24 protein-coding genes are annotated in these 25,898 nt (G+C 46.7%); 20 read left to right on the top strand and 4 right to left on the bottom strand.

From position 1 onward, the window contains the following. The first annotated feature begins 70 nt into the window (after nt 1-70). From MHI55_RS24370 to MHI55_RS24320, 11 genes are all read left to right on the top strand, one after another. Entirely contained in the window at nt 71-517 is a 447-nt protein-coding gene (locus MHI55_RS24370) for a hypothetical protein (protein ID WP_340387336.1), read from the top strand. A gap of 632 nt (nt 518-1,149) precedes the next feature. Further along, nucleotides 1,150-2,418, top strand: a complete 1,269-nt coding sequence (locus MHI55_RS24365; protein ID WP_340387334.1) for an SEC-C metal-binding domain-containing protein — start codon at nt 1,150-1,152, stop codon at nt 2,416-2,418. Nucleotides 2,419-3,239: 821 nt separating this feature from the next. Then, nucleotides 3,240-4,493, top strand: a complete 1,254-nt coding sequence (gene hisS / locus MHI55_RS24360; protein WP_076252958.1) for a histidine--tRNA ligase — start codon at nt 3,240-3,242, stop codon at nt 4,491-4,493. Between the two features lie 213 nt (nt 4,494-4,706). Then, the gene (gene aspS / locus MHI55_RS24355) at nt 4,707-6,485 is read left to right on the top strand and encodes an aspartate--tRNA ligase (RefSeq protein WP_036616911.1); all 1,779 of its coding nucleotides are present in this window, start codon (nt 4,707-4,709) and stop codon (nt 6,483-6,485) included. A gap of 18 nt (nt 6,486-6,503) precedes the next feature. Next, entirely contained in the window at nt 6,504-7,262 is a 759-nt protein-coding gene (locus MHI55_RS24350) for a tRNA threonylcarbamoyladenosine dehydratase (protein ID WP_076252957.1), read from the top strand. A gap of 244 nt (nt 7,263-7,506) precedes the next feature. Continuing rightward, the gene (locus MHI55_RS24345) at nt 7,507-8,805 is read left to right on the top strand and encodes an NCS2 family permease (protein WP_036616916.1); all 1,299 of its coding nucleotides are present in this window, start codon (nt 7,507-7,509) and stop codon (nt 8,803-8,805) included. 73 nt (nt 8,806-8,878) lie between these two features. Beyond that, on the top strand, nt 8,879-10,678 hold the full coding sequence (locus MHI55_RS24340; protein WP_076252956.1) for an ABC transporter ATP-binding protein: 1,800 nt from the start codon (nt 8,879-8,881) through the stop codon (nt 10,676-10,678). Nucleotides 10,679-10,824: 146 nt separating this feature from the next. Further along, complete coding sequence (locus tag MHI55_RS24335) at nt 10,825-11,490, top strand: TetR/AcrR family transcriptional regulator (protein ID WP_076252955.1); 666 nt, start codon at nt 10,825-10,827, stop codon at nt 11,488-11,490. 36 nt (nt 11,491-11,526) lie between these two features. After that, nucleotides 11,527-12,318: a DUF4097 family beta strand repeat-containing protein gene (locus MHI55_RS24330; protein WP_164783407.1), complete on the top strand. Its 792-nt coding sequence runs from the start codon at nt 11,527-11,529 to the stop codon at nt 12,316-12,318. 45 nt (nt 12,319-12,363) lie between these two features. Continuing rightward, nucleotides 12,364-12,534 carry a hypothetical protein gene (locus MHI55_RS24325; protein ID WP_164783408.1) on the top strand — a complete coding sequence of 57 codons (171 nt, stop codon included), beginning with the start codon at nt 12,364-12,366 and terminating at the stop codon, nt 12,532-12,534. A 137-nt stretch (nt 12,535-12,671) separates the two neighbouring features. Continuing rightward, a complete protein-coding gene (locus tag MHI55_RS24320) occupies nt 12,672-14,852 on the top strand; it encodes a UvrD-helicase domain-containing protein (RefSeq protein WP_076252953.1) in 2,181 nt (726 codons plus the stop codon). A gap of 123 nt (nt 14,853-14,975) precedes the next feature. Here the strand turns inward: MHI55_RS24320 and MHI55_RS24315 are convergent, their stop codons facing one another. Continuing rightward, nucleotides 14,976-15,878, bottom strand: coding sequence for an EamA family transporter (locus tag MHI55_RS24315; RefSeq protein WP_076252952.1), 903 nt, complete (start codon nt 15,876-15,878; stop codon nt 14,976-14,978). Beyond that, complete coding sequence (locus MHI55_RS24310) at nt 15,875-16,618, bottom strand: SDR family NAD(P)-dependent oxidoreductase (protein ID WP_076252951.1); 744 nt, start codon at nt 16,616-16,618, stop codon at nt 15,875-15,877. The genes MHI55_RS24315 and MHI55_RS24310 overlap by 4 nt, the downstream gene beginning before the upstream one ends. 136 nt (nt 16,619-16,754) lie before the next feature. Here MHI55_RS24310 and MHI55_RS24305 point away from each other — a divergent pair, with 136 nt between their 5' ends. The 4 genes from MHI55_RS24305 to crcB are packed head-to-tail and all read left to right on the top strand — an operon-like array spanning nt 16,755 to nt 19,786. Then, on the top strand, nt 16,755-17,645 hold the full coding sequence (locus tag MHI55_RS24305; protein WP_076252950.1) for a LysR family transcriptional regulator: 891 nt from the start codon (nt 16,755-16,757) through the stop codon (nt 17,643-17,645). A gap of 42 nt (nt 17,646-17,687) precedes the next feature. Continuing rightward, nucleotides 17,688-18,995: a replication-associated recombination protein A gene (locus MHI55_RS24300; protein WP_282320419.1), complete on the top strand. Its 1,308-nt coding sequence runs from the start codon at nt 17,688-17,690 to the stop codon at nt 18,993-18,995. 33 nt (nt 18,996-19,028) lie between these two features. Continuing rightward, complete coding sequence (locus tag MHI55_RS24295; protein WP_340387332.1) at nt 19,029-19,430, top strand: CrcB family protein; 402 nt, start codon at nt 19,029-19,031, stop codon at nt 19,428-19,430. Next, the gene (crcB, locus tag MHI55_RS24290) at nt 19,427-19,786 is read left to right on the top strand and encodes a fluoride efflux transporter CrcB (protein ID WP_340387330.1); all 360 of its coding nucleotides are present in this window, start codon (nt 19,427-19,429) and stop codon (nt 19,784-19,786) included. The genes MHI55_RS24295 and crcB overlap by 4 nt, the downstream gene beginning before the upstream one ends. Before the next feature lie 130 nt (nt 19,787-19,916). Here the strand turns inward: crcB and mnmA are convergent, their stop codons facing one another. Then, complete coding sequence (mnmA, locus tag MHI55_RS24285; RefSeq protein WP_047844071.1) at nt 19,917-21,041, bottom strand: tRNA 2-thiouridine(34) synthase MnmA; 1,125 nt, start codon at nt 21,039-21,041, stop codon at nt 19,917-19,919. A 321-nt stretch (nt 21,042-21,362) separates the two neighbouring features. Between mnmA and MHI55_RS24280 the strand changes: the two genes are divergently transcribed. After that, on the top strand, nt 21,363-21,782 hold the full coding sequence (locus MHI55_RS24280; RefSeq protein ID WP_017686811.1) for an Rrf2 family transcriptional regulator: 420 nt from the start codon (nt 21,363-21,365) through the stop codon (nt 21,780-21,782). Between the two features lie 177 nt (nt 21,783-21,959). Here MHI55_RS24280 and MHI55_RS24275 read toward each other — a convergent pair whose 3' ends face one another. Continuing rightward, nucleotides 21,960-22,334 (bottom strand): hypothetical protein, encoded by a 375-nt coding sequence (locus MHI55_RS24275; protein WP_076252947.1) that lies wholly within the window; start codon nt 22,332-22,334, stop codon nt 21,960-21,962. A 132-nt stretch (nt 22,335-22,466) separates the two neighbouring features. Here MHI55_RS24275 and MHI55_RS24270 point away from each other — a divergent pair, with 132 nt between their 5' ends. From MHI55_RS24270 to MHI55_RS24255, 4 genes are all read left to right on the top strand, one after another. Next, nucleotides 22,467-23,618 (top strand): cysteine desulfurase family protein, encoded by a 1,152-nt coding sequence (locus MHI55_RS24270; protein ID WP_340387328.1) that lies wholly within the window; start codon nt 22,467-22,469, stop codon nt 23,616-23,618. 164 nt (nt 23,619-23,782) lie between these two features. Then, nucleotides 23,783-24,304, top strand: a complete 522-nt coding sequence (locus MHI55_RS24265) for a PRC-barrel domain-containing protein (RefSeq protein WP_017686814.1) — start codon at nt 23,783-23,785, stop codon at nt 24,302-24,304. Nucleotides 24,305-24,314: 10 nt separating this feature from the next. Next, on the top strand, nt 24,315-24,524 hold the full coding sequence (locus MHI55_RS24260; protein ID WP_017686815.1) for a hypothetical protein: 210 nt from the start codon (nt 24,315-24,317) through the stop codon (nt 24,522-24,524). A 295-nt stretch (nt 24,525-24,819) separates the two neighbouring features. After that, complete coding sequence (locus MHI55_RS24255) at nt 24,820-25,887, top strand: AI-2E family transporter (protein ID WP_036616947.1); 1,068 nt, start codon at nt 24,820-24,822, stop codon at nt 25,885-25,887. Nucleotides 25,888-25,898: the final 11 nt, after the last annotated feature.

Below are 25,898 nucleotides of genomic sequence, written 5' to 3'. Positions count from 1 at the left end.
CTTAACTACGTTACATCGTGGGGTTACGAAACTTCACGTTGCATTTCATTCCGAAAAAGGAGGGTTTGACATGACAAAACATATTCAGGCGTATTTTCGAACCGAGGACGAGGCAGAGGGAGCAAGAACTTCACTTCAGACGTTCCGTACAGAGCATTTGGAAGTAGGTCAACTGGATAGTGCGATAGGTAGAGACACGCGTGTTATGGTGCCACTGGTGCCTTATAATACAGCAGGTGGCGTAGGCACCAACGGAACAATGGGTGTAGGTGCAGCCCCTGGTGTTCCGGCCAGCGAAAATGTGATCCCTGTGGTAGCCAATGTGGACCGTGATGCAGAACGGGATACTCGTGACAGAGTGAATGAGGATGGAGACCTGCTGAATGCTGCAGATGTGTCTTCGGCGGATTATAATGATCTGCATTATGTTCTGTCTGCCAAAGTAAGGGATGAGGATTATGACGAGATTGTTCATAAGCTTCGTTCCAACCATGCCTATGTGGAAGATTTGAATTAACGTGTAGATACTTCTTGGCCCTTGCACTGCTCGACTACACAGTCGAGTGATGTGCAAGGGCTTTTTGATCATGAGGATATTAAAAAAACTAATTTATAAAGCGCTATCATTTTTGTAATATTACTGTAATATTACATACATAAGCCTTTAACATAGTGGGCTTATAATAACACACATGACCCCCTTTTTTTATATATCCTTTGAGCCTGCACACCGTGTGCAGGCTATTTTTTTTGAGCTGAGAATGTGTATGTTTTGGGTAGAGCTTACCCCTTTATTCAATTTTTGCTAGAATAGAGAGATGGGTTTATATATTCTACAGCGAATTGTTTTCATAGTTGGGCTACATTGGACGGTAAATCTAGCTCCAGCGATTGGGTTCAGGCGAATCCAATCCTATGACAGAGAGTATGAGGAATTCATCGCCAGAGTGATCCGTCATATTCCAGATGAACATATACTCGCTGAAACGGCCCCGCCTTTTTTATATAAGTACGGGGCAGCGGTTTCTGCTTGATCGATGGAATTTGAAAGTAATATAGAATGCCTCGTTTGAGAAATGACACCTACAATGCTAAAGCAACAGAGTTCTCATGCGAATGGCTAGAGACAGATTTAAGGGGGAATTAGTTTTGAGTAAGATTGGAAGAAATGATGTATGCCCATGCGGTAGTGGGAAAAAATATAAGAAATGTTGTCTGAACAAGGAGTCCTCTGCAGTAGAATCCATACTGGGGATAATATCAACGGAGCAGCCGGTCCGGGAAGCCTCCATTCAGCCTGAGAGCAAACTGACCTTGACCAAGCTGAAAAAGATGGTGGCAAGCGATTTGAGATGGGAGCACCCGGCTCACGAACAGCTGGCCCTGCAGACTATTGAGAACATGAGGAACCAATATGAGCCAGAGGTAATTTTGGAAGCTCTGGTGTTATGGAACGGCTACTCCCGTCAGACCCGCCCTACTGTGAAGAAGACAGGCTCGTTCTCTGCTGCAATTGAGTTTTTGCTGTCCGAGGAATACGGCTTCAATGTCACAAAGGCTGAGCTGGCTGATAAATATGAGGTAACGACAGGCACGATCTCCCGGAAGGTTAAGGAGATGAATAGTTACATCGAAGAATACGGCATGGGCGGTGAAACGGACGAGCTATTGATGCTGAACGGTCCAGGCACATCGAAAGACAAAGCACAGGCTCTGCTGTCTAAGGCGAGGGAAGCGAGCTCTTCCAAACGGAGAGTACATCTGGCGGAAACAGCGCTGGAGATGTTTCCTGACAGCTCTGATGCGTATCTTATTCTAGCTGAGGAATCGGACAATGAGAATGATGCACGATCTTACCTCAAGGAAGGAATCGCTGCTGGCAAACGTGAACTGGGCGAACTGTTCTTTGAGGAGAACAAAGGGGACTTCTGGGGGCTTCATGAGACTCGTCCCTATATCCGGATATGCAAAAGTTATGCCGAATCCTGCTGGTTTGGCGGAGATACGAATGAAGCAGCACAGATTCTGGAGCATATGCTGGAGCTTAATACGGAAGACAATACCGGAGCACGTTACCTGCTCGCTGCTGTGTATTTGTACAGCAACCAATTGGAACAGGCAGAGCAATTGCTGGAGGAGTATGGAAGAGGTGACGCCGCAACGGCCTTTGCCTATGACAAGATCATTCTGGAGTATAAGAAAAACGGAATCACCTCCCAGCTCAAAATGCTGTACCGTGTGGCCCGGGGTGTGAACAAACATGTGCCTGATTACCTGTTGGGTTTGAAACGGCTGCCGCATAACCTCCCTGACTTTGTCGGCATGGGCGACTCCGACGAAGCGATTGAATATGTCATTATGCATTCCCGTTTATGGGCGAGCGCGCCGGATCTGTTGAAGTGGATGCTGCAACAATAGAGAAATAAGAAGCGAATAGAAGTTGGAATTCATATGATGAATCCAGCTTCTATTATCCGTGATTTCTGTCACTCCCCCATCCGGTGCAGCGTGTTAGCAAAATTTTTTTAGAGCTATCTTTTCGTGTTAACCCTTGACTTTAGCACTGCGGTTCATTACAATCAGAAAATAATACGTTGACTATAGTCAATACAAGTCGATTTTTGAACTATATTACTGATTTGATGACGGGACCAAGTACTCCGTGCCCACATGACCAGAGAGGAATCCCCAGGCTGTAAGGATTCTCTTGATGAGCGGACGAATGACTTCCCCGAGAACAGACGGCGAACACAGCAGATATGATCTGTTGACCAGTAGCTGGCCTGCGCAGGACGTGCGTTACACGTAGAGCGGAATATCTGCTGATCACAGTGCCTTATGCAATGTTGAATCATCAGAGATCACCTGAACGGCTAAAGTGTCAGGTTTCCGGAATGTGGGTGGTACCACGGGTGAATGTATATTACACAATCTCTCGTCCCTTGTTTGCTGTATACACAGCGACAGGGCGAGGGATTTTTTTGTTATATAAGTTGATTTAAAAGAAATACACGAAAACGGAGATTGTAGAACCAAGCTGTAGAAGCGAAGCGTTCGCCTAAAAGCTTTCTGAAAGAAAGCTGCATCGGAAGCATATGCTATCCCCGGATTTCCACATTATAAAATTAATTCGAAAAATCTGGGGATAACAGCGATTGTAAGGTTGTTCTGCCCGCGCAGTGATCACGTGTAGAATTTTTTAACTTTTAGAGAAAAAAATCAATGCTGGAGGGATCAAGATGGCTTTTCAAAAACCGACTGGAACGCAGGACTTACTGCCTGGAGTTGTCGAGAAATGGCAGTACGTAGAAGAAAAAGCACGAGATCTGTGTCGACGGTTTAATTACCGTGAGATTCGCACACCGATCTTCGAACAGACTTCTTTATTTGTACGCGGTGTAGGAGAGACTACCGATATCGTTGAGAAAGAAATGTATACCTTTGATGACAAAGGCAATCGCAGCATGACTCTTCGTCCAGAGGGAACAGCAGGTGTTGTCCGTGCGTATGTAGAGAATAAAATCTACGGTGAACCGGATGTGAGCAAGCTCTATTACATCGGTCCGATGTTCCGGTATGAGCGTCCGCAGGCAGGCCGTCAGCGTCAGTTCCACCAGTTTGGTGTAGAAGCCATCGGTGCGCTGGACCCGGCAATTGATGCCGAAGTAATCGCACTAGGTTACCAGTTGTGCGTCGAGCTCGGCTTGAAGGATGTAAAAGTGGAGATCAACTCCGTTGGTAACTCAACCAGCCGTGCAGAATACCGCGAGACGTTACTTGGGTTCCTCAGACCGATGAAAGACAGCCTGTGCAAGGACTGCCAGTCCCGCATGGAGCGTAATCCGCTGCGTGTGCTCGACTGCAAAGTCGATCAAGACAAATTCGTTGGGGCACCGTCGATACTGGATAGTCTGGATGAAGAGTCTTTGAATCACTTTGCCAAGCTGCAGGCATACCTGGATGATTTCGGAGTGGATTATGCTGTGAACAATCGTCTGGTACGGGGCTTGGATTATTACACGCTAACTGCTTTTGAATTAAAAGCCCAAGGTATTGGAGCAATAGATACGGTTGGCGGCGGTGGTCGGTACAATGGTCTGGTTGGAGATATCGGCGGACCTGATCAGCCGGGCATCGGCTTCGGTATTGGTCTGGAGCGTATTCAACTGATTCTGGAGCACCAAAATATTGAGGTTAGTACGCTGGCTCCACTGGATGTGTACTTTGTTGCTCTGGGAGAGGCTGCTGATCGTGAAGTGAACCGTCTGTTGTTCAAACTTCGTCAGTCTGGACTGTCTGGGGAACGTGATTATCTGGGTCGCAAGATGAAAGCACAGATGAAATCAGCTGACCGTTTCAAATCCCGCTACACTGCCATCCTTGGTGATGACGAGCTGGAGCGTGGTGAGATCGCCCTCAAATCAATGGATACGGGTGAGCAACAAACCGTGAAACTTGATGACCTGGTAGCGACAATTCGCGAAGGTAAATAAGCACGAAGTGTTACATTAAGATCAAAACTTTCGAGTAAAACAATTGATCCGGCAAAAGTACTGAGGTTCACCGACGATTCCAATTAAGCGGAAGTTGGCGAGCCAGAGGTAACATGCCTTTTCGAATACATGGTCTACACGTAACCGGACTGTTGAAGAGCAGGTACTAACTGCCCACACAGAACGGAAATTCACATAATGAGGAGTTTGGTTATGAAAAGAAGTCATCATTGCGGCGCATTAACACCCGCACACATCGGTGAAACAGTAACATTGAACGGTTGGGTTCAGACCCGCCGTGACTTGGGGGGCGTACTCTTCATCGACCTGCGTGATCGCAGCGGGATTGTACAAGTTGTCTTTAACCCGGCTTATTCCGGTGAAGCTCTGCAAATCGCAGATCGCGTACGTAGCGAGTATGTTATCGCTGTAACGGGTAAAGTTGTTAAACGTGATGCAGAAACTGTTAATAAAAACCTGCCTACAGGCGAAATTGAAGTTCAAATTACAGAAATCGAAGTGCTGAACGCAGCTAAAACACCTCCATTCTTCATTGAAGATGGTGTCGAAGTTGATGAATCCCTTCGTTTGAAATATCGTTACCTGGACCTGCGTCGTCCGGAAATGTTTGAAACATTGAAACTGCGTTCCAAAGCATCCAAAGTGTTCCGTGACTACCTGGATGGAGAAGAGTTCGTTGAAGTGGAAACACCAATCCTGACCAAGAGCTCCCCGGAAGGTGCGCGTGATTATCTCGTACCGAGCCGTGTGCATGAAGGTGAATTCTTCGCCTTGCCACAATCCCCACAAATCTACAAACAATTGCTGATGGTTGGTGGCGTTGAGCGTTATTATCAGATCGCTCGTTGTTTCCGGGATGAGGATCTGCGTGCAGACCGTCAACCAGAATTCACTCAAGTCGACATCGAGACTTCTTTCTTGCAACAGGATGACCTGCTGCCAATGATGGAAGAACTGATGGCCAAATTGCTACGTGAAACCAAAGGAATTGAGCTGGAACTGCCTTTCCAACGGATTACGTATGCAGATGCAATGGGTAAATACGGTTCAGACAAACCAGATCTGCGCTTTGGTATGGAACTGGTTGAAATGAACGATATCGTAGCAAACAGTGGTGTGAAAGTATTTGCTTCTGTCATCGAAAAAGGTGGAGAAGTGAAAGTGCTGAACGCTAAAGGCTGTGGCACATGGAGTCGTAAAGAGATCGATGATCTCGGACCATTTGCTGCACGTTACGGTGCGAAAGGTCTGGCTTGGATTCAAGTGAAAGACGGCGAGTTCAAAGGGCCAATCGTGAAGTTCTTCACGCCTGAAGAAATCGAAGCTGTCAAAGAACGTACTGGTGCTGAAGATGGCGACTTGTTGCTCTTCTCCGCAGACACTAAAAAAGTGGTTGCTGACGTTCTGGGCGCATTGCGTCTGAAAATCGGCCGTCAACTTGGACTGATCGATGACAGCAAATTCAAATTTGCTTGGGTTGTGGACTTCCCACTCCTCGGATATGATGAAGATGCGAAACGTTATGTGGCAGAACACCATCCCTTCACACGTCCAAAAGACGAAGATGTACATCTGTTCGACACTGATCCGGGTGCAATCCGTGCTCAAGCCTATGACCTTGTTCTCAATGGTTATGAAGTAGGTGGCGGTTCAATGCGTATCTACAAACGTGATGTTCAGGAGAAAATGTTTGCTGCCCTTGGACTCTCTACAGAAGTAGCGAATGAGAAATTCGGCTATCTGTTGGAAGCTTTCGAATATGGAACTCCACCGCATGGTGGTATTGCCTTTGGTCTGGACCGCCTCGTGATGTTGCTGGCGGGCCGCACGAATCTGCGTGAAACGATTGCCTTCCCGAAAACGGCAAGTGCAACGGATCTGCTCATGAATGCACCATCCGAAGTGGATGACTCACAATTGGAACAACTGCATATCCGCGTAGCCCGTAAACCGGTAGCGGAAAAGAAATAAAGGAGGCATCGATTCTCAATGCTCCATCAATTTTCAAGAACAGAACTTGCGATCGGACCTGAAGGTCTGAACACATTGAAGAATAGTACAGTCGCTGTGCTCGGTATTGGCGGCGTAGGTGGAATTGCTGTAGAAGCTCTTGCCCGTAGCGGCGTTGGGCGTATCATCCTGATTGATAAGGACGTCGTGGACATCACCAATATTAACCGCCAGATTCATGCTCTGACTACGACAGTGGGGCAGAAAAAAGCGGATCTGATGGTGGAACGTGTGAAACTGATCAATCCGGAATGTGATGCAATTGCCCTGAATATGTTTTACACGGAAGAAACATATGAGGAATTGTTCAAATATGATCTGGATTATGTGCTGGATGCATCCGACACGATTATCTACAAAATCCATCTCATTAAAGAGTGCCTGAAACGTAAAATTCCGATGATTTCGAGTATGGGTGCGGCGAATAAAATGGACCCGACGAAATTCCAGGTTGCAGATATTTCGAAAACGACCATGGACCCGATTGCCCGTGTTGTGCGTACGACACTTCGTAAAGACGGCATCAAAAAAGGTGTGAAAGTGGTCTTCTCGACTGAAAAGCCGATGAAACCGCGTGAGGATGTAACACAAAAAATCGTTCCCGAGAATGCTCCGGAAATTCGCAAGGCTAAACAGCCACCTGCGAGTAACTCATTTGTGCCTCCGGTAGCCGGACTGATTATGGTCAGTGTTGCGATTAAGGATTTGTTAGAAATTGCAGAGAACAAGCAGCTGTAACTTGTTTCCAACTGAAGAAGCGTGGATGCTGATAAGGCATCTGCGCTTTTTTGTGTGATCATACTTCGCAAGAGAGGAGCGGATGGGACGTCAATCGTCTATGATAGCCGAACTGTATTCCTAGATAAATGTCAGAGTTACGTCATGTACTTCAAAGTCAAAACCGTGTATGATATTCACTGCTGCGCGAAATGATGATACATACATAAAGAATTTGCGGCTACAGAGAGGGGAATAGAACGAAATGAAACACGGATGGATGACCAGACGTCTTGGCATGGAGCCAGGAGACCAGTGGAAGAAGGAAGTTGTGGCGGGAGCCATTTCCTATTTTGCCGTGGTCTATATCGTTATGGTCAATGCTACAATTCTTTCCGATGCCGGGATGCCTTTGCAGGCAGCTATGGTTGGAACACTGCTGACGTCCATTGCAGGATGTTTGCTCATGGCATTTGGCGGAAAATCACCGATTATCGTGGTACCCGGAATGGGGATTAATGCATTTTTCACGTATACACTTGTACATTCCATGAAATTAAGCTGGCAAGAAGCGCTGGCTGTTGTAACCGTTACAGGTATACTGTTTGCCATTGTTGCGTTTACGTCACTATACAAAATGATCAGCGAAGCAATCCCGAAAAATCTGCAGCATGGCATTACGGTCGGGATTGGTTTGTTTCTGACATTTATCGGTTTGCAAAAAAGTGGAATCGTTATCGCACATCAGACCACGTTTGTTGCGATTGGGCATTTCAATGATCCCAATGTCATTACAGCCTGCGTTACGCTGGTGCTTGCCTTGATTTTATTTATACGTAACGTACAGGGTGGACTTCTGATCAGTATTCTGGTCGGGACAGGCCTTGCCTATGTACTTGGTGCAGTGAACCCGGGTGAGTCCGTATCAGCTATGGATGCGCTGCGTCAATACGGCGGCTTGTTTGGCGAATTATCTTTGATGAAACTGGCTGATGTCGCATTCTGGATCGCGGTATTTTTGCTACTGCTAATTGTGGTGTTCGAAAATATCGGATTAATTACCGCTCAGACACAGATGATTGGTCGTCCAGAGCGGTTCAAAGGAAGTCTACGCGCACTATCCATTAGTACCGTATTGGCAGGCGTATTCGGAAGCAGCCCTCCAGTTGCTGCAGCCGAGACTACAGCCGGAATTGCAGCAGGCGGTCGCACAGGTTTGACTCCGCTCGTTACAGCCGTGTTATTCGGGGCTACTTTTTTCTTCATCCCACTGCTCGGTTACATTCCGGACAGTGCAATTGCACCCATTTTGATCATTATTGGTGGCCTGATGGTACAAGGTGTGAAAGATATGGATTTTGGTGACTTCACAGAGGCATTCCCGGCATTTCTGATCATGGTCATGATTCCATTTACATATAGCATCGTGGACGGTATGGCGTTTGGATTTATTGCCTATCCATTAGCGAAGCTGGCAGCAGGTCAAGGTAAACAGGTGCCTGTGGTCATGTATGGCATTTCCATCCTCTTTTTAGCCAACTTTGTGTTGCATGGAGTTTTGTAATAACAAAAGGCAACGTCATGTAAGTTCATACGTATGATCTCTGGTGAGCAGATGGAGAACGGGAGGAACGGGAATGGAAGAGCAGCAACAAACAGGGCAGAATGAACCGAAGGTAGGAAAAAAGGGATTTAAGGATTTCGTCAAGCTTATCGCTTCCACGAACCCGCCAAAACTGATCTTGATTCTGGCCCTCATCTTAACCCTGATTCAAACTACAGCCGGACTGATCGTGCCATTGATGACCAAAGGTCTGATTGATGGATTAACCACTTCGGCATTGAACAAATCTGTTATTTTGTTATTGCTTGGGGCATTTGTGATTCAGGCGATTGCCTCGGGTATTAGCATTTATATGTTAAATTACGCCGGACAACGCGTCGTCGCAACACTTCGCACCAAGCTGTGGAACAAGGTATTGTCGCTACGAATGCCGTATTTCGACCGCAATCGTACAGGCGATACGATGAGCCGGATTACGAATGATACAAGCCAGATCATGACGTTGATCGCGGATTATCTGGTTTCCTTTGTATCCAACATCGTTGCTGTTGTGGGTGGCGTGGCATTACTATTTTACTTGGATTGGGTGATGTCGCTCATTATTCTGAGTCTGGTGCCGCTTACGCTGTTGATTCTGTTGCCGGTGGGTAAGAAAATGTACAAGATCTCCAAGAAGCAGCAGGATGAGATGGCTGGTCTTACGTCCGTGCTCAGTCAGGTTATTGGCGAGATCCGCTTGGTGAAAGCTTACGGAACGGAGAAACAGGAAGTGGAAGCAGGAGATTCCCGGATTCGTAAAATGTTTGCTTTTGGCTTGCAGGAAGCGCGCATTCTTGCTCTGATCGGTCCTTTGTTTACATTTGTCATGACTGCCGTTCTAGTCGTTATTCTGGGTGTGGGGGGAATGCGCGTAGCGTCTGGACTGTTGTCGCCTGGTGAACTGGTTGCGTTCATTTTACTGTTGTTCCAGGTCATTATGCCAATGGGACAATTCACGACGTTATACTCCCGTTTGCAAAAAGTCGTAGGTGCAACGGAGCGCATACAAGCTATTCTTGCCGATGAGGAAGAGCCACATGACAGCACTAAGGTAGCGCCAAAAGGAAATGAGACGATTGCATTCCATGATGTACATTTTTCCTATGTTACAGGTGAGGAAGTGTTGCACGGAATCAATTTGACGGTACCTACACAAAAAGTGACAGCCATTGTCGGTCCAAGCGGTAGCGGCAAATCAACACTGTTCTCTTTGATGGAGCAGTTTTATATGCCCGATTCAGGCCATATTTCATATGGGGGACAAGCCATAACAGATTATTCTTTGGCCTCCTGGCGCAGCAAGATTGGGTATGTATCTCAGGAAAGTCCACTTATGGCGGGTACGATCAAAGACAACATCACGTACGGATTAGGTCGTGAGGCCACGATGGATGAGATCCGACGAGCTGCTGAGATGGCCTATTCTGCCGACTTTATCGACAAGCTGCCACAGGGCTATGACACGGAAGTGGGCGAGAGGGGAATCAAGTTATCCGGGGGCCAACGTCAGCGGATTGCTATTGCTCGTGCCTTACTGCGCAGTCCGGATATTCTTATGTTGGATGAAGCGACATCCAGTCTGGACAGCACCTCGGAGTATGAAGTACAGCAAGCATTGTCCAATCTGATGGAAGGAAGAACTACGATCGTGATCGCGCACCGATTGTCCACAGTGGTGGATTCCGATCAGATTGTTGTATTGGAGCATGGGCATGTTACCGGAACAGGAACGCATACGGAATTAATTAGCAATCATCCGGTATACCGTGAGTTAGCTCAAAAACAGTTTGTGGCACAGGAAGGCAATGCAACTACAGTACAAAACGAAGAGTAATTCTCATTAATACAGGGTCTCCGTAATACCCATGAGGTATTTCAACGGAGATCCTTTTTCTTTTTCTAAAATTCCTCATATTGACAGTAAGACCAACATACTCTATATTATAGATACCGACCGTTGGTATGTATAAGGAGGAACTTATGGCCAGAAATAAATATCCTGAGCAGACACTGGACCTGATTCTGACTGTCTCAACTCAAATGTTTACCGAAAAGGGATATGAAAAAACCAGTATTCAAGACATTATAGATGAATTAGGTATGTCTAAAGGTGCGATATATCATCATTTCAAATCCAAGGAGGATATCCTTAGTGCAGTGATGGAGAAGGAGCTCGGGCGGGCAGAAGACATGTTTATGGAACTCATCCAGAACACGCATGCTCCGAATGCCAGACAGAAGCTCATCAGTATTTTGGAAAATATTATCGTTGATCCTGGAATTCAGTCCAACTCAATTGATCAGGTTCTTAGCACTCAGATCAAGAATCCGCAGTTTGTTCTTGGAGGGATCAGAAAAGGTGTTCTGAAGGATGCACGAATTATTGCCAATATTATGGAACAAGGCAAGGAAGATGGGTCCATTTCAGTCGAATATCCGCTGGAGTGTGCTGAAATCTTCATGCTGCTTGTTAACATTTGGATCAACCCTTTTCTATTTGGCAGAGATCAGGAGCAGACATTGGAAAGGCTTAAGTTTTTGCAACACATGATGAAGCTCTTGGGAGCAGATATCGTTAGCGAACAGCTCATTCAGCGAATTACGAATCGCCATGCCAGCACAGGAGGCTATGCGGAGGCGGAATAAACATATACCTGATTGTTTGAAATGGAGAGGGAAAAGATGTTGAAAAGTAGTGAGCTTGCCATATGCAAGAGCATAGACATTGATCAACCCATTCATGATATACAGTTAAATTGGTTGTCAGGAGATATCAGAGTTCTTCCGAGTGTGGATGAACTGATTCACGTTATGCAATATGCGGATGCGTGCTTTTCCAAGCGAAGGCTGATGCAAGTTAACATACGAGGGGATACCTTAAGCATTGTAGACGGGAGAAAAAGGAGAGGCCTCGTTGGAATAAATATTGCTAGAACAGCATTGGAGATTCAGCTTCCTGATCGGGTTTTTGATCGTATTTTACTAAACTCCACAGGAGGACAACTCCGGTTGAATCGGCTTCTGGCCACTCGCTGTCAATGTAAGATCACCTCAGGTAGTGTAGACCTATCAGGGAGGATGGATGAGCTTGAACTGTGTGCATTGGCATCGATAGTGAAAGGGCAGCACCTTAGTGCAGATAAGCTTAATCTTCAATCCAGTTCAGCCAAGATCGACATATCAGGGGAATTCCGTCACTTGCAGTATACAACTACAGGCAGAGGATTGAATATGGATTGTCTCAAGATGCCGGAGAGCTTGCATTCCGTATCCACAGGATCAAAAGTAGTGGTTTCCATTCCAGATAACGAAGGTTTCCGAATTTTACTTAAAAGAAGATCAGGAGCGTTAAAAAGCGAATTTGATTTGACTCCCCTTCATGGGGACAGCAACTGTCTAATACACAAAAGTGGAAAAAGTGAATTCCAAGTGGATATTCGAGGAGGAGCTTTTCATCTAAAATCCAGGAAATGAGAGACTGTTCGTGTGTACTGAAAACAAAGGGGGGCGGTAGGTATAATGGCTGGTTGGATTGTAGGGATTAGTTTTTCCACCATCGTACTGCTAATCGGGATTTACGGCGCATTAAACAGCAGGCGCAGGCTGGCCAGAAACAAGTGGGCCTGGTGGTTTATTCTGTTTGGTTGTTGTGCGCTTGTCAGTGCCATCATTAATTATCAATTCAGATGAGCCTCATATATTACAAAAGTAAGCCTACAAAAACGGATGTGGCTTTCAATTGCCCTATGTGATATAGTAAGTATCCTTTTGTATTGCCAGATCTAGGCGATGCAGAGCAAAACATATTCTTAGGAGGTAACTGAAACATGTCAGACAGCTTTCAAAGTGCCTATCAAGAAGAAGAGTACAGGTTAGAGCGAACGATGGAGGAAGTGGATAGTCAGCTGGAACGACTGCAGAACATTCCGGTATACACCGGCCACGACTTCACAGAACAAGTGCTGGAAGCTGGACGCGAAGAGCGCCGCACCGCCTTGTCCAAGAGCGCGCAGCAACCCTATTTCGGACGCTTGGATTTCGAAGAACAGGGCAGTGGTGCACGGAAACCGCTGTATATTGGCAAAATTGGCGTAGACCGCGAAGAGGTGGGAGAGCATCCGCTCGTCATCGACTGGCGTGCTCCTGTCGCAAGCCTGTTTTACTCATTTACGGGAGGGGAAGCCTCCGCTACGTATGAAGCCCCGGAAGGGCTTATTGAAGGTCTCGTATATCTGAAACGAAACGTTGTCATTCGGCAGCGGATATTGGAACGTGTGGCGGATACATATAACCGTGATAGCGACCAGCCAGCGGTATCTGATGAATTCCTCGTTTATCGTCTCGGAGAGAACAAGGATAACAAACTGCGTGATATCGTATCTACGATTCAAGCGGAGCAGGATCTGATTATTCGTGCGGCGAGAAACACTGCATTGATCATTCAGGGTGTAGCTGGATCCGGGAAAACGACGGTTGCCCTGCATCGACTTGCCTTTTTGCTATATCAGTATAAGGAGCAGGTATCTGCGGAGAAAATGGTTATTTTTGCACCCAACCATATGTTCCTGGACTACATTTCTGATGTGCTTCCGGAACTTGGAGTAGGGGACATTCAACAGCGGACATTCCCGGATTGGGCGATGAACCTGCTGGGGCTGGATATGCCTTTGGCGAATACGTCGGATACATTGAACACCTGGTTCGAAAAACCTGATGCACGACCTGAATTGAATGATGATGTACCTGGGCGTTACAAAGGATCCATCCGTTTCATGGAGCTTATTCGAGAATGGTTGTCGGGGATGGAAGCGGATTCCGTACCGGATACGGACTTCAGTCCATGGGATGGTAAGGTGCTTAGCAAGACAGAGATCGAGAACTGGTTCGGTGAGGAATACAAACATTATCCACTGGCCAAACGCAAAGAACGGGTTATGGCGAGAGTTCACCGCTGGATTGAGATGGAACTTAAGAAACCGATGCCAGAAGCTGTGCGTAAAGAACGCAAGAAAAAAGCGTCTACTCGTGAGAAAGCTTATGCCAAAAAATGGCCTCAATACGAGCCGCTTACGTTATACAAACAGCTGTTCAAAGCTGGAAAGGGCGGCTGTGTGCCAGCCTCGCTCAGCGGGCTGATTCCAAAACTAGTCATGAAACAAACCGCAGCAGATCTGAAACAGGATATCGTCCGTGAAGAGGATCTGCCTGCATTGGTATACATTCATACATTGGTCCATGATATTGAGGGCTCGGAGCGGTTTGATCATATTGTGATCGATGAAGCGCAGGACTTTTCCCCTTTTCATGTGGCGTTATTGGATCAGTTCGTCAAAGGGCATTCCTTCACCATACTGGGTGACTTGTCTCAAGGCATTCATGAGTACCGTGGTGTTCATGCGTGGGAAGAGATGAGTTCTTTATTTCCTGAGGAACAGAATGCATACTTTGCATTGACCCGAAGTTATCGTTCAACGATGGAAATTATCGATTATGCCAACACGATTCTGGAACGTGGTGTCAAGAGCGGGATTACGGCGATTCCTGTTTTCCGTAGTGGTGATCCGGTTCGGACGTTGGCTTATGGAGGCGAAGGGCGGACGGCGAGTCTGGAGCAGGCTTTGAAGCTGTTAACGGTCAAAGACTACCGAACGGTCTCCATCCTGACTCGTACACTGCATGAAGCAGAGGAACTTCACCGTGACCTACAGGCTGCAGGCTGGGATCTAAACTTGATCGATGGTGGCAAAAAGCAGTACACAGGTGGGCACTCCGTTTTACCGGTCTATCTGTCTAAAGGGTTGGAGTTTGATGCCGTTATTGTGGCAGACGTAGATCAGAAGCATTATTTGCCAAATGCAGGTGATGCAAAGCTGTTGTACGTTGGTTGTACACGGGCCTTGCACGAATTGTGGTTGTTCCATGACGGTGAACTGCCGATCTATGCGGCTGCAACACATAATCCCGATGGCGAGTCCGTAACCATTCAGGGTTGGCCAGAGCTTGGCTAGATAAAGTTTATTTATACAGAAAAAGGCATGACGTTTATGGAGAGTCCCATAAGCGCATGCCTTTTTTGCTTTTGTGCGAGAAATGATTAATCTTCCAAGGAAGAACGATGGGGGAGTTCAAGTTTATGTTACGCTATTTCTCATTCTGGATGAGCGACGGTTCACCAGGAATATGCCAACACCAATAAATAAACCGCCTGCTAATGCAAACCACTGAACGTGCTCTCCTAGTAAAATCCAACTCGATAGTACACCAAAGAACGGCGCCAGAAACAGATACGAACTGGTTTGGGCTGGGTCACTATTCTGAAGCAGATAAAACCAGAGTGAGAACTGAATGATGGAGCAAACAAGCGTTAACCAGAGCAGCGCCATAACCGAGGTGGTATTGATCGTAAAGTGAGGCTGTTCAGTCCATACGCTCAGCAGAAGCAACGCAGCACCTCCAGCAAGCATCTGATAGGCTGTTAAGACAAAAGTATCGTAGCCATTGCCCCAGCGTTTGATGAGCAATGTGGACACGGCAAAGGAGATCGCTCCACCAAATCCAATCCAGGTTCCGGGGCTAAAGCTCATTTGCATTCCAAAGGTTAACATAATCCCGATGAAACCGAGTATAACACCGATCCACTGACTGAAACGGTAGGTCACTCTATATAAGAGAGCACTGAGGATAATGACCAGTAGCGGATTGGTAAACGTAATAATGGCGGATTCACCGGATGTAATCCAGTTCATGCTGTAGTAGGCGCAGCCCATCACTCCTGCGGATTGGAACAGGCCAATAAGGATTATTTTCAACCAAGACTGCCATCCAGTAGGCAAAGGACGTTTACGAAGGAACAAGGCCATCAAGCCACCTGCCAGTATATAACGTATGCCCATGAGCAGGAAAGGTGGGGCATATAACATGCCGATCTTGCCAACTGGAAAAGAAGTGCCCATGATTAACGTTGTCAAAATGATCAATAATGTATATTTCAATGGTTTGATGATCCGGGTATCTTTATCATGACTGGAGCTCATAACGTCTGTCCGCTATCTACAGTAATTAGTTGCCCGGTCATGGATTGCTGTTCCAGCGCAGCACAGATCATGTGTGCGATATCTTCAGGTGAGGCAATATGCTGTAATAACACTTCTCCACCAAGACGATACATTCGCTCCTCGTTTCCAGCCCACCACCTTGTAGCAACTGCGCCAGGGACGATAGCATTCACCCGAATGTGTGGTGAGAGTGCGTGCGCAAGTGATAAAGTTAGACCGTGAACGGCCGCTTTGGAGACGGCGTAAGGGAGGCAGGAGCCCGAGCCCGTACTGCCTGCGATGCTGCCCAAATTCACGATAGAACCACCGCCAGCCTGTCTCATGCCTTCCGTCACTGCACGAGCGCAATGAAACATGCCTTTCACATTCACATCAAGTAGCTCATTCCAGACGTCATCTGTAACAGACTCCAGATCGTGCATGGGGATATGACGCGTGATTCCGGCGTTATTTACAAGTGCAGTGATCGGGCCGTAGGTTTCAGTTATTGTAGTGACCATCCGCCGGACATCAAGATCATTGGCAACATTAGCTTGAACGGCGAATGCATGGCCTCCCGTATCCAAAATGTGTTGAACAGTCTCTCTTGCTGCATCTTGTGAGCGGGAATAGTTGACAGCGACCAAGGCTCCGCGTTCAGCGAGCATCTCACTTACAGCACGTCCTATACCTGTTCCACCACCTGTGATCAGAGCAACTCTATTTTTCCAGTATGTCATGCTGAACACTCCTTATCATCATCCAGTCAGATGACTGGTTTGGGATCTACATGAATTGTAGTCCGGTTTACACATGAAGTATAATGATTGGTAATGAAGCGGATATCATTTTGAATGATGTCAGAGTGGAGGGACCATGGAGAGCGGGGATCTTAGAATATTTCAGTGTGTTGCACAGGAAGGGAATCTGACCAAAGCTGCCTCTAAACTGGGGTATGTTCAATCCAACGTAACGGCACGAATTCGGCATCTGGAAGCAGAAGTAGGTACAACGTTGTTCATTCGTCATAACCGAGGCATGACGTTATCTCCAGCCGGAGAGATGCTGCTGACCTATGCAGATAAAATTATTGGCTTGCTGAATGATGCTTCCAAGGCGCTTCGGGCGACGAGCACACCATCGGGTCCAATGCGAATAGGTTCTACACAAACCTCAGCGGCCGTGCGGCTACCTGAACTTTTCGTCAGATATTACAAACAGTATCCAGATGTCTCCTTGTCACTGGTTACTGGCAATTCGCAGATGCTTATGGATCAGGTTATTGGGTATGAATTGGAGGGAGCATTTATAGGCTGTCCCTGTGATCATCCTGATATCGTTTCTATTCCCGTATTTGATGAGGAACTATTTGTTGTCTATTCTGGTATGGGTCCTACGGATGAAGATCTTAAGAGTAAACCTATTCTTGTCTACAGCATGGGGTGTTCCTATCGTCAGGTTTTGGAGGAATGGTTAGAGGTGGGTGGTGTTACCCGTCCAGTAATTATGGAATTCGGAACCCTTGAAGCGATTATTAGTGGAGTTACGTCCGGTATGGGAATTTCCTTATTACCAGAGATTGTGATTAGGCATCAGATCAAAAATGGATTATTGCGCACGCATACACTCCCCGTAGGTATGAATCGCATGATGACTCATTTTATTACTCGCAAGGATACCTTTGTCAGCAGTGCACTTCATGCATTTATGGCTATGTTACCGCGAGAGTATGATATGATAGAGAGTGGAGAACCATCAGAAGTATAATTGTAATCAAGGCAAGGCAATCCGTTAAGGAAGTGATGAGCAATGGATTTATTTTCGTTTCAACAGGACTCAAAACCACAAGCTAGACTGCTCGCGGACCGCTTGCGGCCAGAGCATCTGGATGAATATATTGGACAGGAACATATTATTGGACCAGGGAAATTACTCCGGCGCGCCATCGAGGCTGATCAGATTTCGTCCATCTTGTTATACGGCCCTCCGGGATGTGGCAAGACAACCTTGGCACATATTATTTCCCAGCAAACGCAAGGACAGTTCGTACGTCTGAATGCAGTGGAAGCTTCCGTCAAGGATGTGCGTGAAGTTATCGAACAGGCCCAAACGAACAAACAGCTGTATGGAACAAAAACCATTTTGTTCCTCGACGAGGTACATCGGTTTAACAGTTCACGTCAGGATGCGCTATTGCCAGCGGTAGAGAAGGGTACGATTATTTTTATCGGCGCAACAACAGAGAATCCCTTTCATTATGTCAATGGAGCCTTGATGAGTCGCTCCACCCTGTTCCAGCTGGAATCGCTGAACAAGGATCATTCCCTAATTGCAATGCGCAGAGCATTGAGTGATGTGGACAAAGGTCTGGGGTTCATGGAACTACAGGCGGACGATGAGGCGCTAGAGCATATTGCCACGATGGCCAACGGAGATATTCGGCGTGCGCTTAATGCGCTTGAACTGGCTGCGTTGACCACGCCACCGGAGAAGGATGGGTCCATTCATATCACGCTTGGTGTAGCTGAAGAGTCTATTCGGCGCCCCATTGTGAAGGCAGATGAATCCACACAGTATGATGTGCTGTCTGCATTTCACAAGAGTATTCGGGGTTCCAGTGATGCGGCGTTGTTTTGGTTTCTATACGCGGTGGAGAAGCTCGGCATGGACCCGATGACCTTCATTCGGCGTCTGATTGCAGCGAGCAGTGAAGATATTGGACTTGCAAACCCGCAAGCCATGACTCAGGCGATTGGAGCACTTGATGCGTACCGAAATAACGGCTGGCCCGAAGCCAAGCTGAACATTGCACAAGCGATTCTGTTCGCGGTCGAAAGTCCAAAATCCAATGCGGTGTACACCGCCATTTCCAAAGCCATGAACGCGATTGATGAGGTAAAATCGGCAGAAGTTCCGCTTCACTTACGAGATACGCATTACTCAGGTGCCGTGAAGCTTGGACATGAGGGCTATCAATATCCACACAACTATCCGGGGCATTACGTGAAACAAGAATATTTGCCAAAGCAGCTCTCACGGAGAGTATTCTATGAGGCAACGGAGCAGGGTAACGAATCGAAGATCAGGCTGAACCAACAGCGGCGCAGAGATCTATAAGATCAGTCAGATCACTCGGGAGATGCACACAACATGAAAGAGCTTTTGTATATAGGGGCGGGTGGATTTCTCGGTACATTGACCCGATATGCCATACAGTTAGGGATACCAACTGTCCATGGGGGGTTCCCATGGGCAGTGCTGTTAATCAATGCGATGGGCAGCCTTTTTTTTGGTTGGTTCTTTACCATAGCTGTTCCAGGCAAAATAACACCACAACTTCGACTGGCGATTGGTACAGGTTTTACTGGCGCATTTACGACATTCTCCACGTTTACGCTTGATATTGTTCGTTTATCCGAAGGGGGCGAATGGATCAGTGCCGCTATTTATATGATCGTGAGTCTGTTGGCAGGATTGTTGCTCTGTGCGCTGGGAATGAGCCTTGGAAAGCGTATGTTGGGAGCACAAAGACAAGAGGGTGATGCCTCATGATCCTGTGGATTGGTTTTGCAGGTGTGTTGGGTGCAGTACTGCGTTACAGTCTGGGAAAATGGGTCTCTGGCTTGCTGGGACCGGCTTTTCCGTGGGGAACATGGATCATCAACGTCAGTGGTTCACTGCTGCTTGGGTTGTTATATGGGTGGCATGTATCTGCAATGATCTCAGATGGAATCTGGGTGATGTGGGGAACCGGATTTTGCGGTGCATACACGACGTTCTCTACCTTTGGTTATGAAACCTTAGGACTTATGGGTCGACAACGATATGCAAGCGCGGCGCTCTACGTCATCAGTTCGGTTGTAGTTGGGGTGTTGGCCGCCTGGGCAGGAGTCTCGTGGACTGCATAACGAACTTTTTTAATTTTTTTGCAAAAATAAGCAGGAAAAAAGCCATCCTTCATGGTATACATGAAAGACGGCTTTTTTAATAGGGATACACGGTATTGTGTATAATCCGCATTTTAATGGACAAGCTCTATTATTGCATTGCGGGTACAGGTACTTTTTGCACCTGATCGATCGTACCCCCACCCAGGCAAACCTCTCCGTCGTAGAAAACAACGGCTTGTCCTGGCGTAATGGCTTTTTGCTGCTGGTCAAATTGTACATCCACACTTCCATCTTCTTGCCAGGTCAATGTTACACCTTGATCCGGCTGACGATAGCGGAACTTGGCAGTACAACGGTATGGCACATTAGGCATGTGCTCTGCACCAGCAATCCAGTTCACACCCGTTGCAGTTAGACCTGTGGAGTACAGGCTTGCATGGGCATCGCCCTGAACAACAAGCAGTTGATTCTCCTCCAGATTCTTGTCTGCAACGAACCAGGGTTCACCATTGCCGGAACCACCAATGCCAAGACCTTGGCGCTGTCCAAGTGTGTAGTACATCAGACCGTCGTGGCGACCTTTGACTTCACCGGTTGCGATATCAACCATGTCTCCGCCTTTGGCAGGCAGATAGTTACTCAGGAACTCTTTGAAATTACGCTCACCGATGAAGCAGACACCTGTGCTGTCTTTTTTCTTGGCGGTATACAAACCAGCCGCTTCTGCGATTTTGCGTACTTCCGGTTTGGGCAGATGACCAATCGGGAACATGGCTTTGGACAGCTGGTTCTGATTGAGTGCGTTAAGGAAATAGGTCTGATCCTTATTGTTGTCCACACCACGAAGCAACTTGAGTGTGCCATCTTCTTCAATCAGGCGAGCATAGTGTCCTGTAGCTACATAATCTGCGCCGAGATCCAGAGCTTTGTTCAGGAATTCACCAAATTTGATCTCACGATTACACATGACATCCGGATTTGGCGTGCGACCCGACTTATATTCATCAAGGAAATAGGTAAATACTTTATCAAAATATTCTTTCTCGAAGTTGACAGTGTAGTAAGGAATGCCGATCTGTTCACATACGCGGCGTACATCCTCTGAATCTTCTTCAGCGGTACAGTGGCCGAACTCGTCGGTGTCATCCCAGTTTTTCATGAAAATGCCGATGACATCGTACCCTTGCTCTTTCAGCAGCAGTGCGGTAACGGAAGAATCGACACCTCCGGACATGCCAACGACGACCCGTGTATTTTCAATTGTTTTGGACATCGTTATCACCATTTCTATATATAAATGTGTTTCGTTTCTTATTCTAGCATAACCGGACTCAAGATACGATACACCCGGCCAATTTTGGATAGTGTCCACCACAGACGCACATTTTGGAATATCGTCAATCTTTCTTTTCCATAAAGCATGCAGATATGTTAACATTAGCTGAGGGTTATGATCGGAATACGGAGGATTAGAAGGTTTATGCTAATCTCAATGCATCTCCGCTGTGGACAGATCGTGAAACAGACGGTCATGGACCATAGGATTAAATATAAAGTTTCCAATTGTTTCTGAAAATTGAAAGAGGTGACTCCTTTGAAAATATCGACAAAAGGCCGTTACGGCCTCACAATCATGATGGAGCTTGCTGCCAGAATAGGCGAAGGCCCTACATCACTTAAAAGCATTGCTGAGCGCAACCAGCTCTCGGAGCATTACTTGGAGCAACTGATTGCTCCATTACGTAATGCAGGACTGGTGAAAAGTATTAGAGGTGCTTACGGCGGTTATATCCTTGCAGGTGATCCTGCAACCGTGACTGCAGGCGATGTAATCCGTGTACTGGAAGGGCCAATCTCTCCAGTAGACTTCACGGAGGAAGATGATCCAGCGAAGCGTGATCTGTGGTTGCGTATTCGTGACGGGATTGCGGAAGTATTGGATTCCACAACACTGAAAGACCTGATTACCTTCCAGGATCAGGACAAAAAAGACAGCTACATGTTTTACATTTAAGGTCACTAATTCGCATCACAGAAGACACAATAAAGCCTCCAATTTGGGGGCTTTAGACATGCCAATGGGTACTTTGTTCTTCAATTTCTGCAGATCATTTTAATTGAGCAGGGCTATGTATTCAGCCGCGGGATTAACAAGATGGTCAAGTGTGAACTTAACTGGATCACTTGTAAATCAGCGACTTTTTAAGGTTTCTATATCAGCTTCCAAGCGTAACTGACGGCGATTCAAAATATCAATGCTGTGCTGATGGGTATTCAATTCGGTAGTTACTTTGCGTTCAGAGGCGGATTGGGAAGCGTCAAGACGTTTCGTAACTGTCAATGTTTCCAGAACAGCTTGTTGAAGAAGCGGAATGTTTTTAGTTTGTTCCTCAATAGCATTGAGTGTGCGATCAACAGTGTCGAGTCTGCTCTCTACGGCACCGAGCCTCTCTTCCATAGCATCAAACCGGTGGTCTATTTTTCCAAGATGTCCATCAATACTGTCGAATCGTTTGTCCATTTGTTGAAGCTGATTCAGAATCTGCCTGAGAATGGGATTACTCATGTCTCTCTCTCCTTTTTGAAATGGATATATAACATTATACACGAAGATGTGACAATAGAGCATCCGTTTCAGTTTCCAATTTTGACAGTTTGCCATGAGATAGAAATTTAACATATAACGGGGTGAAGATAAATGAAACGAATTTATTTGGATCACGCCGCATCGACACCTATGCATCCACAAGTCGCAGAAGCGATGATGAACGTCATGACAGGACAATTTGGCAATGCATCAAGTATCCATGCCTTTGGGCGTGAGGCCAAACGGACTGTCAGCGGAGCAAGGGATGTCATTGCGGCGTCTTTGGGCTGTTTCCCGGACGAATTGGTATTCACCGGAGGCGGCACGGAGAGCGACAATCTGGCAATCTTTGGTGCAGTCTCATCCAGGCAGGATAAGGGGAAACACGTCATTACGACCGCAATTGAGCACCATGCTGTCTTGCATACGTGTCAGGAATTGGAGCGGCAAGGTTATGAAGTAACCTATCTATCGGTTGATCGTCATGGACGAATAAATCTGGATGAGTTGCGAGAGGCCATTCGACCGGATACGGTGTTAATCACCATGATGTATGCCAACAATGAAGTAGGCACGATTCAGCCGATCCGTGAGGTGGGTGAGCTTGCCCGTCAGCATAATATCCTTTTCCATACCGATGCAGTTCAGGCTCTGGGCAGTCAGAATATTTCCTGTAAGGATCTGCCTGTGGATCTGATCAGCTTCTCTGCGCATAAAATCAACGGACCTCAGGGCGTGGGTGCACTCTATGTACGGCGAGGAATTGTGCTGGAAGCAAGAGCTCACGGTGGGTTGCAAGAGCGTCAGCGTCGCGCTGGTACGGAAAATATCGCAGGTATTGCCGGATTTGCAGAGGCGCTCAAGATTGCATCAGCACAGACGGAGGCGCATCGCCAGCATGATTTGGAATTGCGCAAACTTTTGTTGGAACAGCTTGAAATTCATGTGGGTACGGAGCACTTTCACGTGAATGGACACCTGGAGCAGACGCTGCCAAACATCCTGAATATCAGCTTTCCAGAAGTGTCCACAGAGACGATGTTAATGAATCTGGATATGGAAGGAATTGCTGTTGCAAGCGGTTCTGCCTGCACTTCCGGTTCACTTGAAGTCTCTCATGTGCTCAAAGCGATGAAATTGCCTGAAACATTTTTACACTCTGCGATTCGATTTAGCTGGGGATTGGGTAATACTACGGAAGAAATCATGATAACCGCCGAAAAAATTGGAACCATTCTTGGACGACTGCGTAATAGACCCTAAGGGGAACTTTACACATGGAACAGAAGGAGGGAAGAAGTTCCATTTCATCGGTTGGATAGAAGCGGTTTTGATGAACGGCGTCTGATTGCCACTCATCAACTTTGGGCATACCTAGCAATAGCGCCGCGCCTATTTAATGATAAGAAGATGAGGGGGACCCAGCGATGAAGCTTCAGGAAATGATCGGACTTGCCGTTTTTGATGTTGAGGACGGGAAGCAGGTCGGTAAAATCCAGGATTTCATTGTGAATGATGATTGGGAGATCGAAGGCATTGAGCTTGAGAACAAAGGTCTGTTTACCAATCATGTCAAAATCGTGCAGTGGCAAGATATCGTTGCCTACGGCGAAGATGCCGTCATGATCCGTAATCAACAGGCTGTCCGCAAGACGGGAGCCGACGACATAAAATACACGTACCTCCTCGGTCGGTCTAAATTGAAGGAGATGTCCGTGCTCACCGAAGAAGGTTTGCTGCTCGGGCGTGTCTCCGATGTTTATTTTGACCAAGAGTTGGGAAATACAATAATAGGGATTGAAATTACGGACGGTTTTGTGTCCGATCTGATCGAGGGCCGCAAATGGCTGCCATGTACAAGCGATATGTCCATCGGGGAAAGTGCCATTATGGTGCCGTCTCTGAGTGAACAACGCTTGGAAAATGCCATTCATTCTGTTAATGGATAGGTGAATGAATATGAAATGTCCAAACTGTAGTTCCAAAGATATCGGGAAAATTGGTTCCCACCAGTTTTATTGCTGGGGATGCTTTATCGAATTAACGGTGAACGGTGAGAAAATGTCTGTATATCAGGTGGAAGAAGACGGTACGCTGAGTTCCCTGGATGATCTGTTTTTCGGGGACGAGCTGCCACAAGACTTCCCTCATCTTCACGCTTCTTCTTAATAAGCAGAATAACTTCCTCTATATGCGGTTTCATGACAATGTCTGTCATGGGAGGCTGTCGTTAATTGTTGGCAGATGTATATAGATGCGGTTACATAATGGTTGGGCTGGTGTATGGTTGATTATATGCTAACCCGTACTGCAAAATGCGCTTCCTTCTCTAATGAAGGAGGCGTTTTTTGGGTTTAAGAAAAAAATGTTCGGATTACTCCTTTCCACTTTTGCGCTGTGTTAATAAATATTACCTTTCCTACATATACTGACTCTCAGAGCCAGTCCAAAAGGAGAGATGCAAGTGGAGCAATTAACCAAAAACAAGCTGTTCCGTTACGCGATCTGGCTGCTGCTCGGATTGATCATTTTATATTTTATTTGGCTGCTGCGGCCTTTACTGCTTCACATATATGCGTTCCTGAAAACAGTGCTGGCACCCTTTATCGTAGCCCTTATCATATCCTATGTACTTAATCCGATTGTCAGCATGCTGGGAGGGCGCAAGGTGCCGCGTACGATTGCGGTACTACTCATATATGCCTTTTTCCTGACCTGCCTCGGTGTCATTCTGATGAATGTCATTCCGGTATTGATTGAACAGCTAGGGGAACTCAACGAGCATATGCCGGAACTGTCCATGCGTGCCCAGAGCCTGATGAACAATATGGATCACAAATTAATGCCGCCAAGTGTGCGAACAGGCATGAACAGTTGGTTTTTTCAGATGGAGGATCGACTAACTCAGGGAATTGCTGTGCTCATGGACAATATCGGGGCGACCATTAATGTGTTATTCAATGTGTTTATCGTGCCATTTCTGATCTTTTATATGTTAAAAGACTTTGAGGTGTTTGAGCGCACTATTGTGGCGTATCTTCCGCGTTCACGTCGGAAAGCGATTGTCTCGGTGATGAAAGAGATCGATACTGCACTGGGGAACTACATTCGGGGACAGTTTATTGTCTGTGTCATTGTTGGTATCTTTGCCTACATTGGTTATATCGTCATTGATATGCCGTATGCCCTGCTGCTTGCAAGCATTGTAGCTGTGTTTAACATTGTGCCCTACTTGGGGCCTTTCCTTGGAGCTGCTCCTGCTGTGGTCATGGCATCAACCGTATCGTTTAAAATGGTACTACTTGTTGTCATTGTGAACACACTGTGCCAGGTGTTGGAGAGTAATGTTATTTCTCCTCAGGTGGTGGGACGTACGTTGCATCTGCATCCTCTGTCGATTATATTTGCACTGCTCGTCGGAGGTGAACTGGCAGGCATTGTAGGTTTAATTCTGGCAGTACCCGTTTTTGCCGTGCTGAAGGTGATTGTGCAACACTTTTTCGCCTATTACATCAAACGAAGGACCGACTAAATAGCAGGGTT

This window comes from Paenibacillus sp. FSL E2-0151, from assembly GCF_037993015.1.
GTDB classification, from domain to species: Bacteria; Bacillota; Bacilli; order Paenibacillales; family Paenibacillaceae; genus Paenibacillus; species Paenibacillus amylolyticus.
This window is presented reverse-complemented; position numbering and strand designations above follow the sequence as displayed.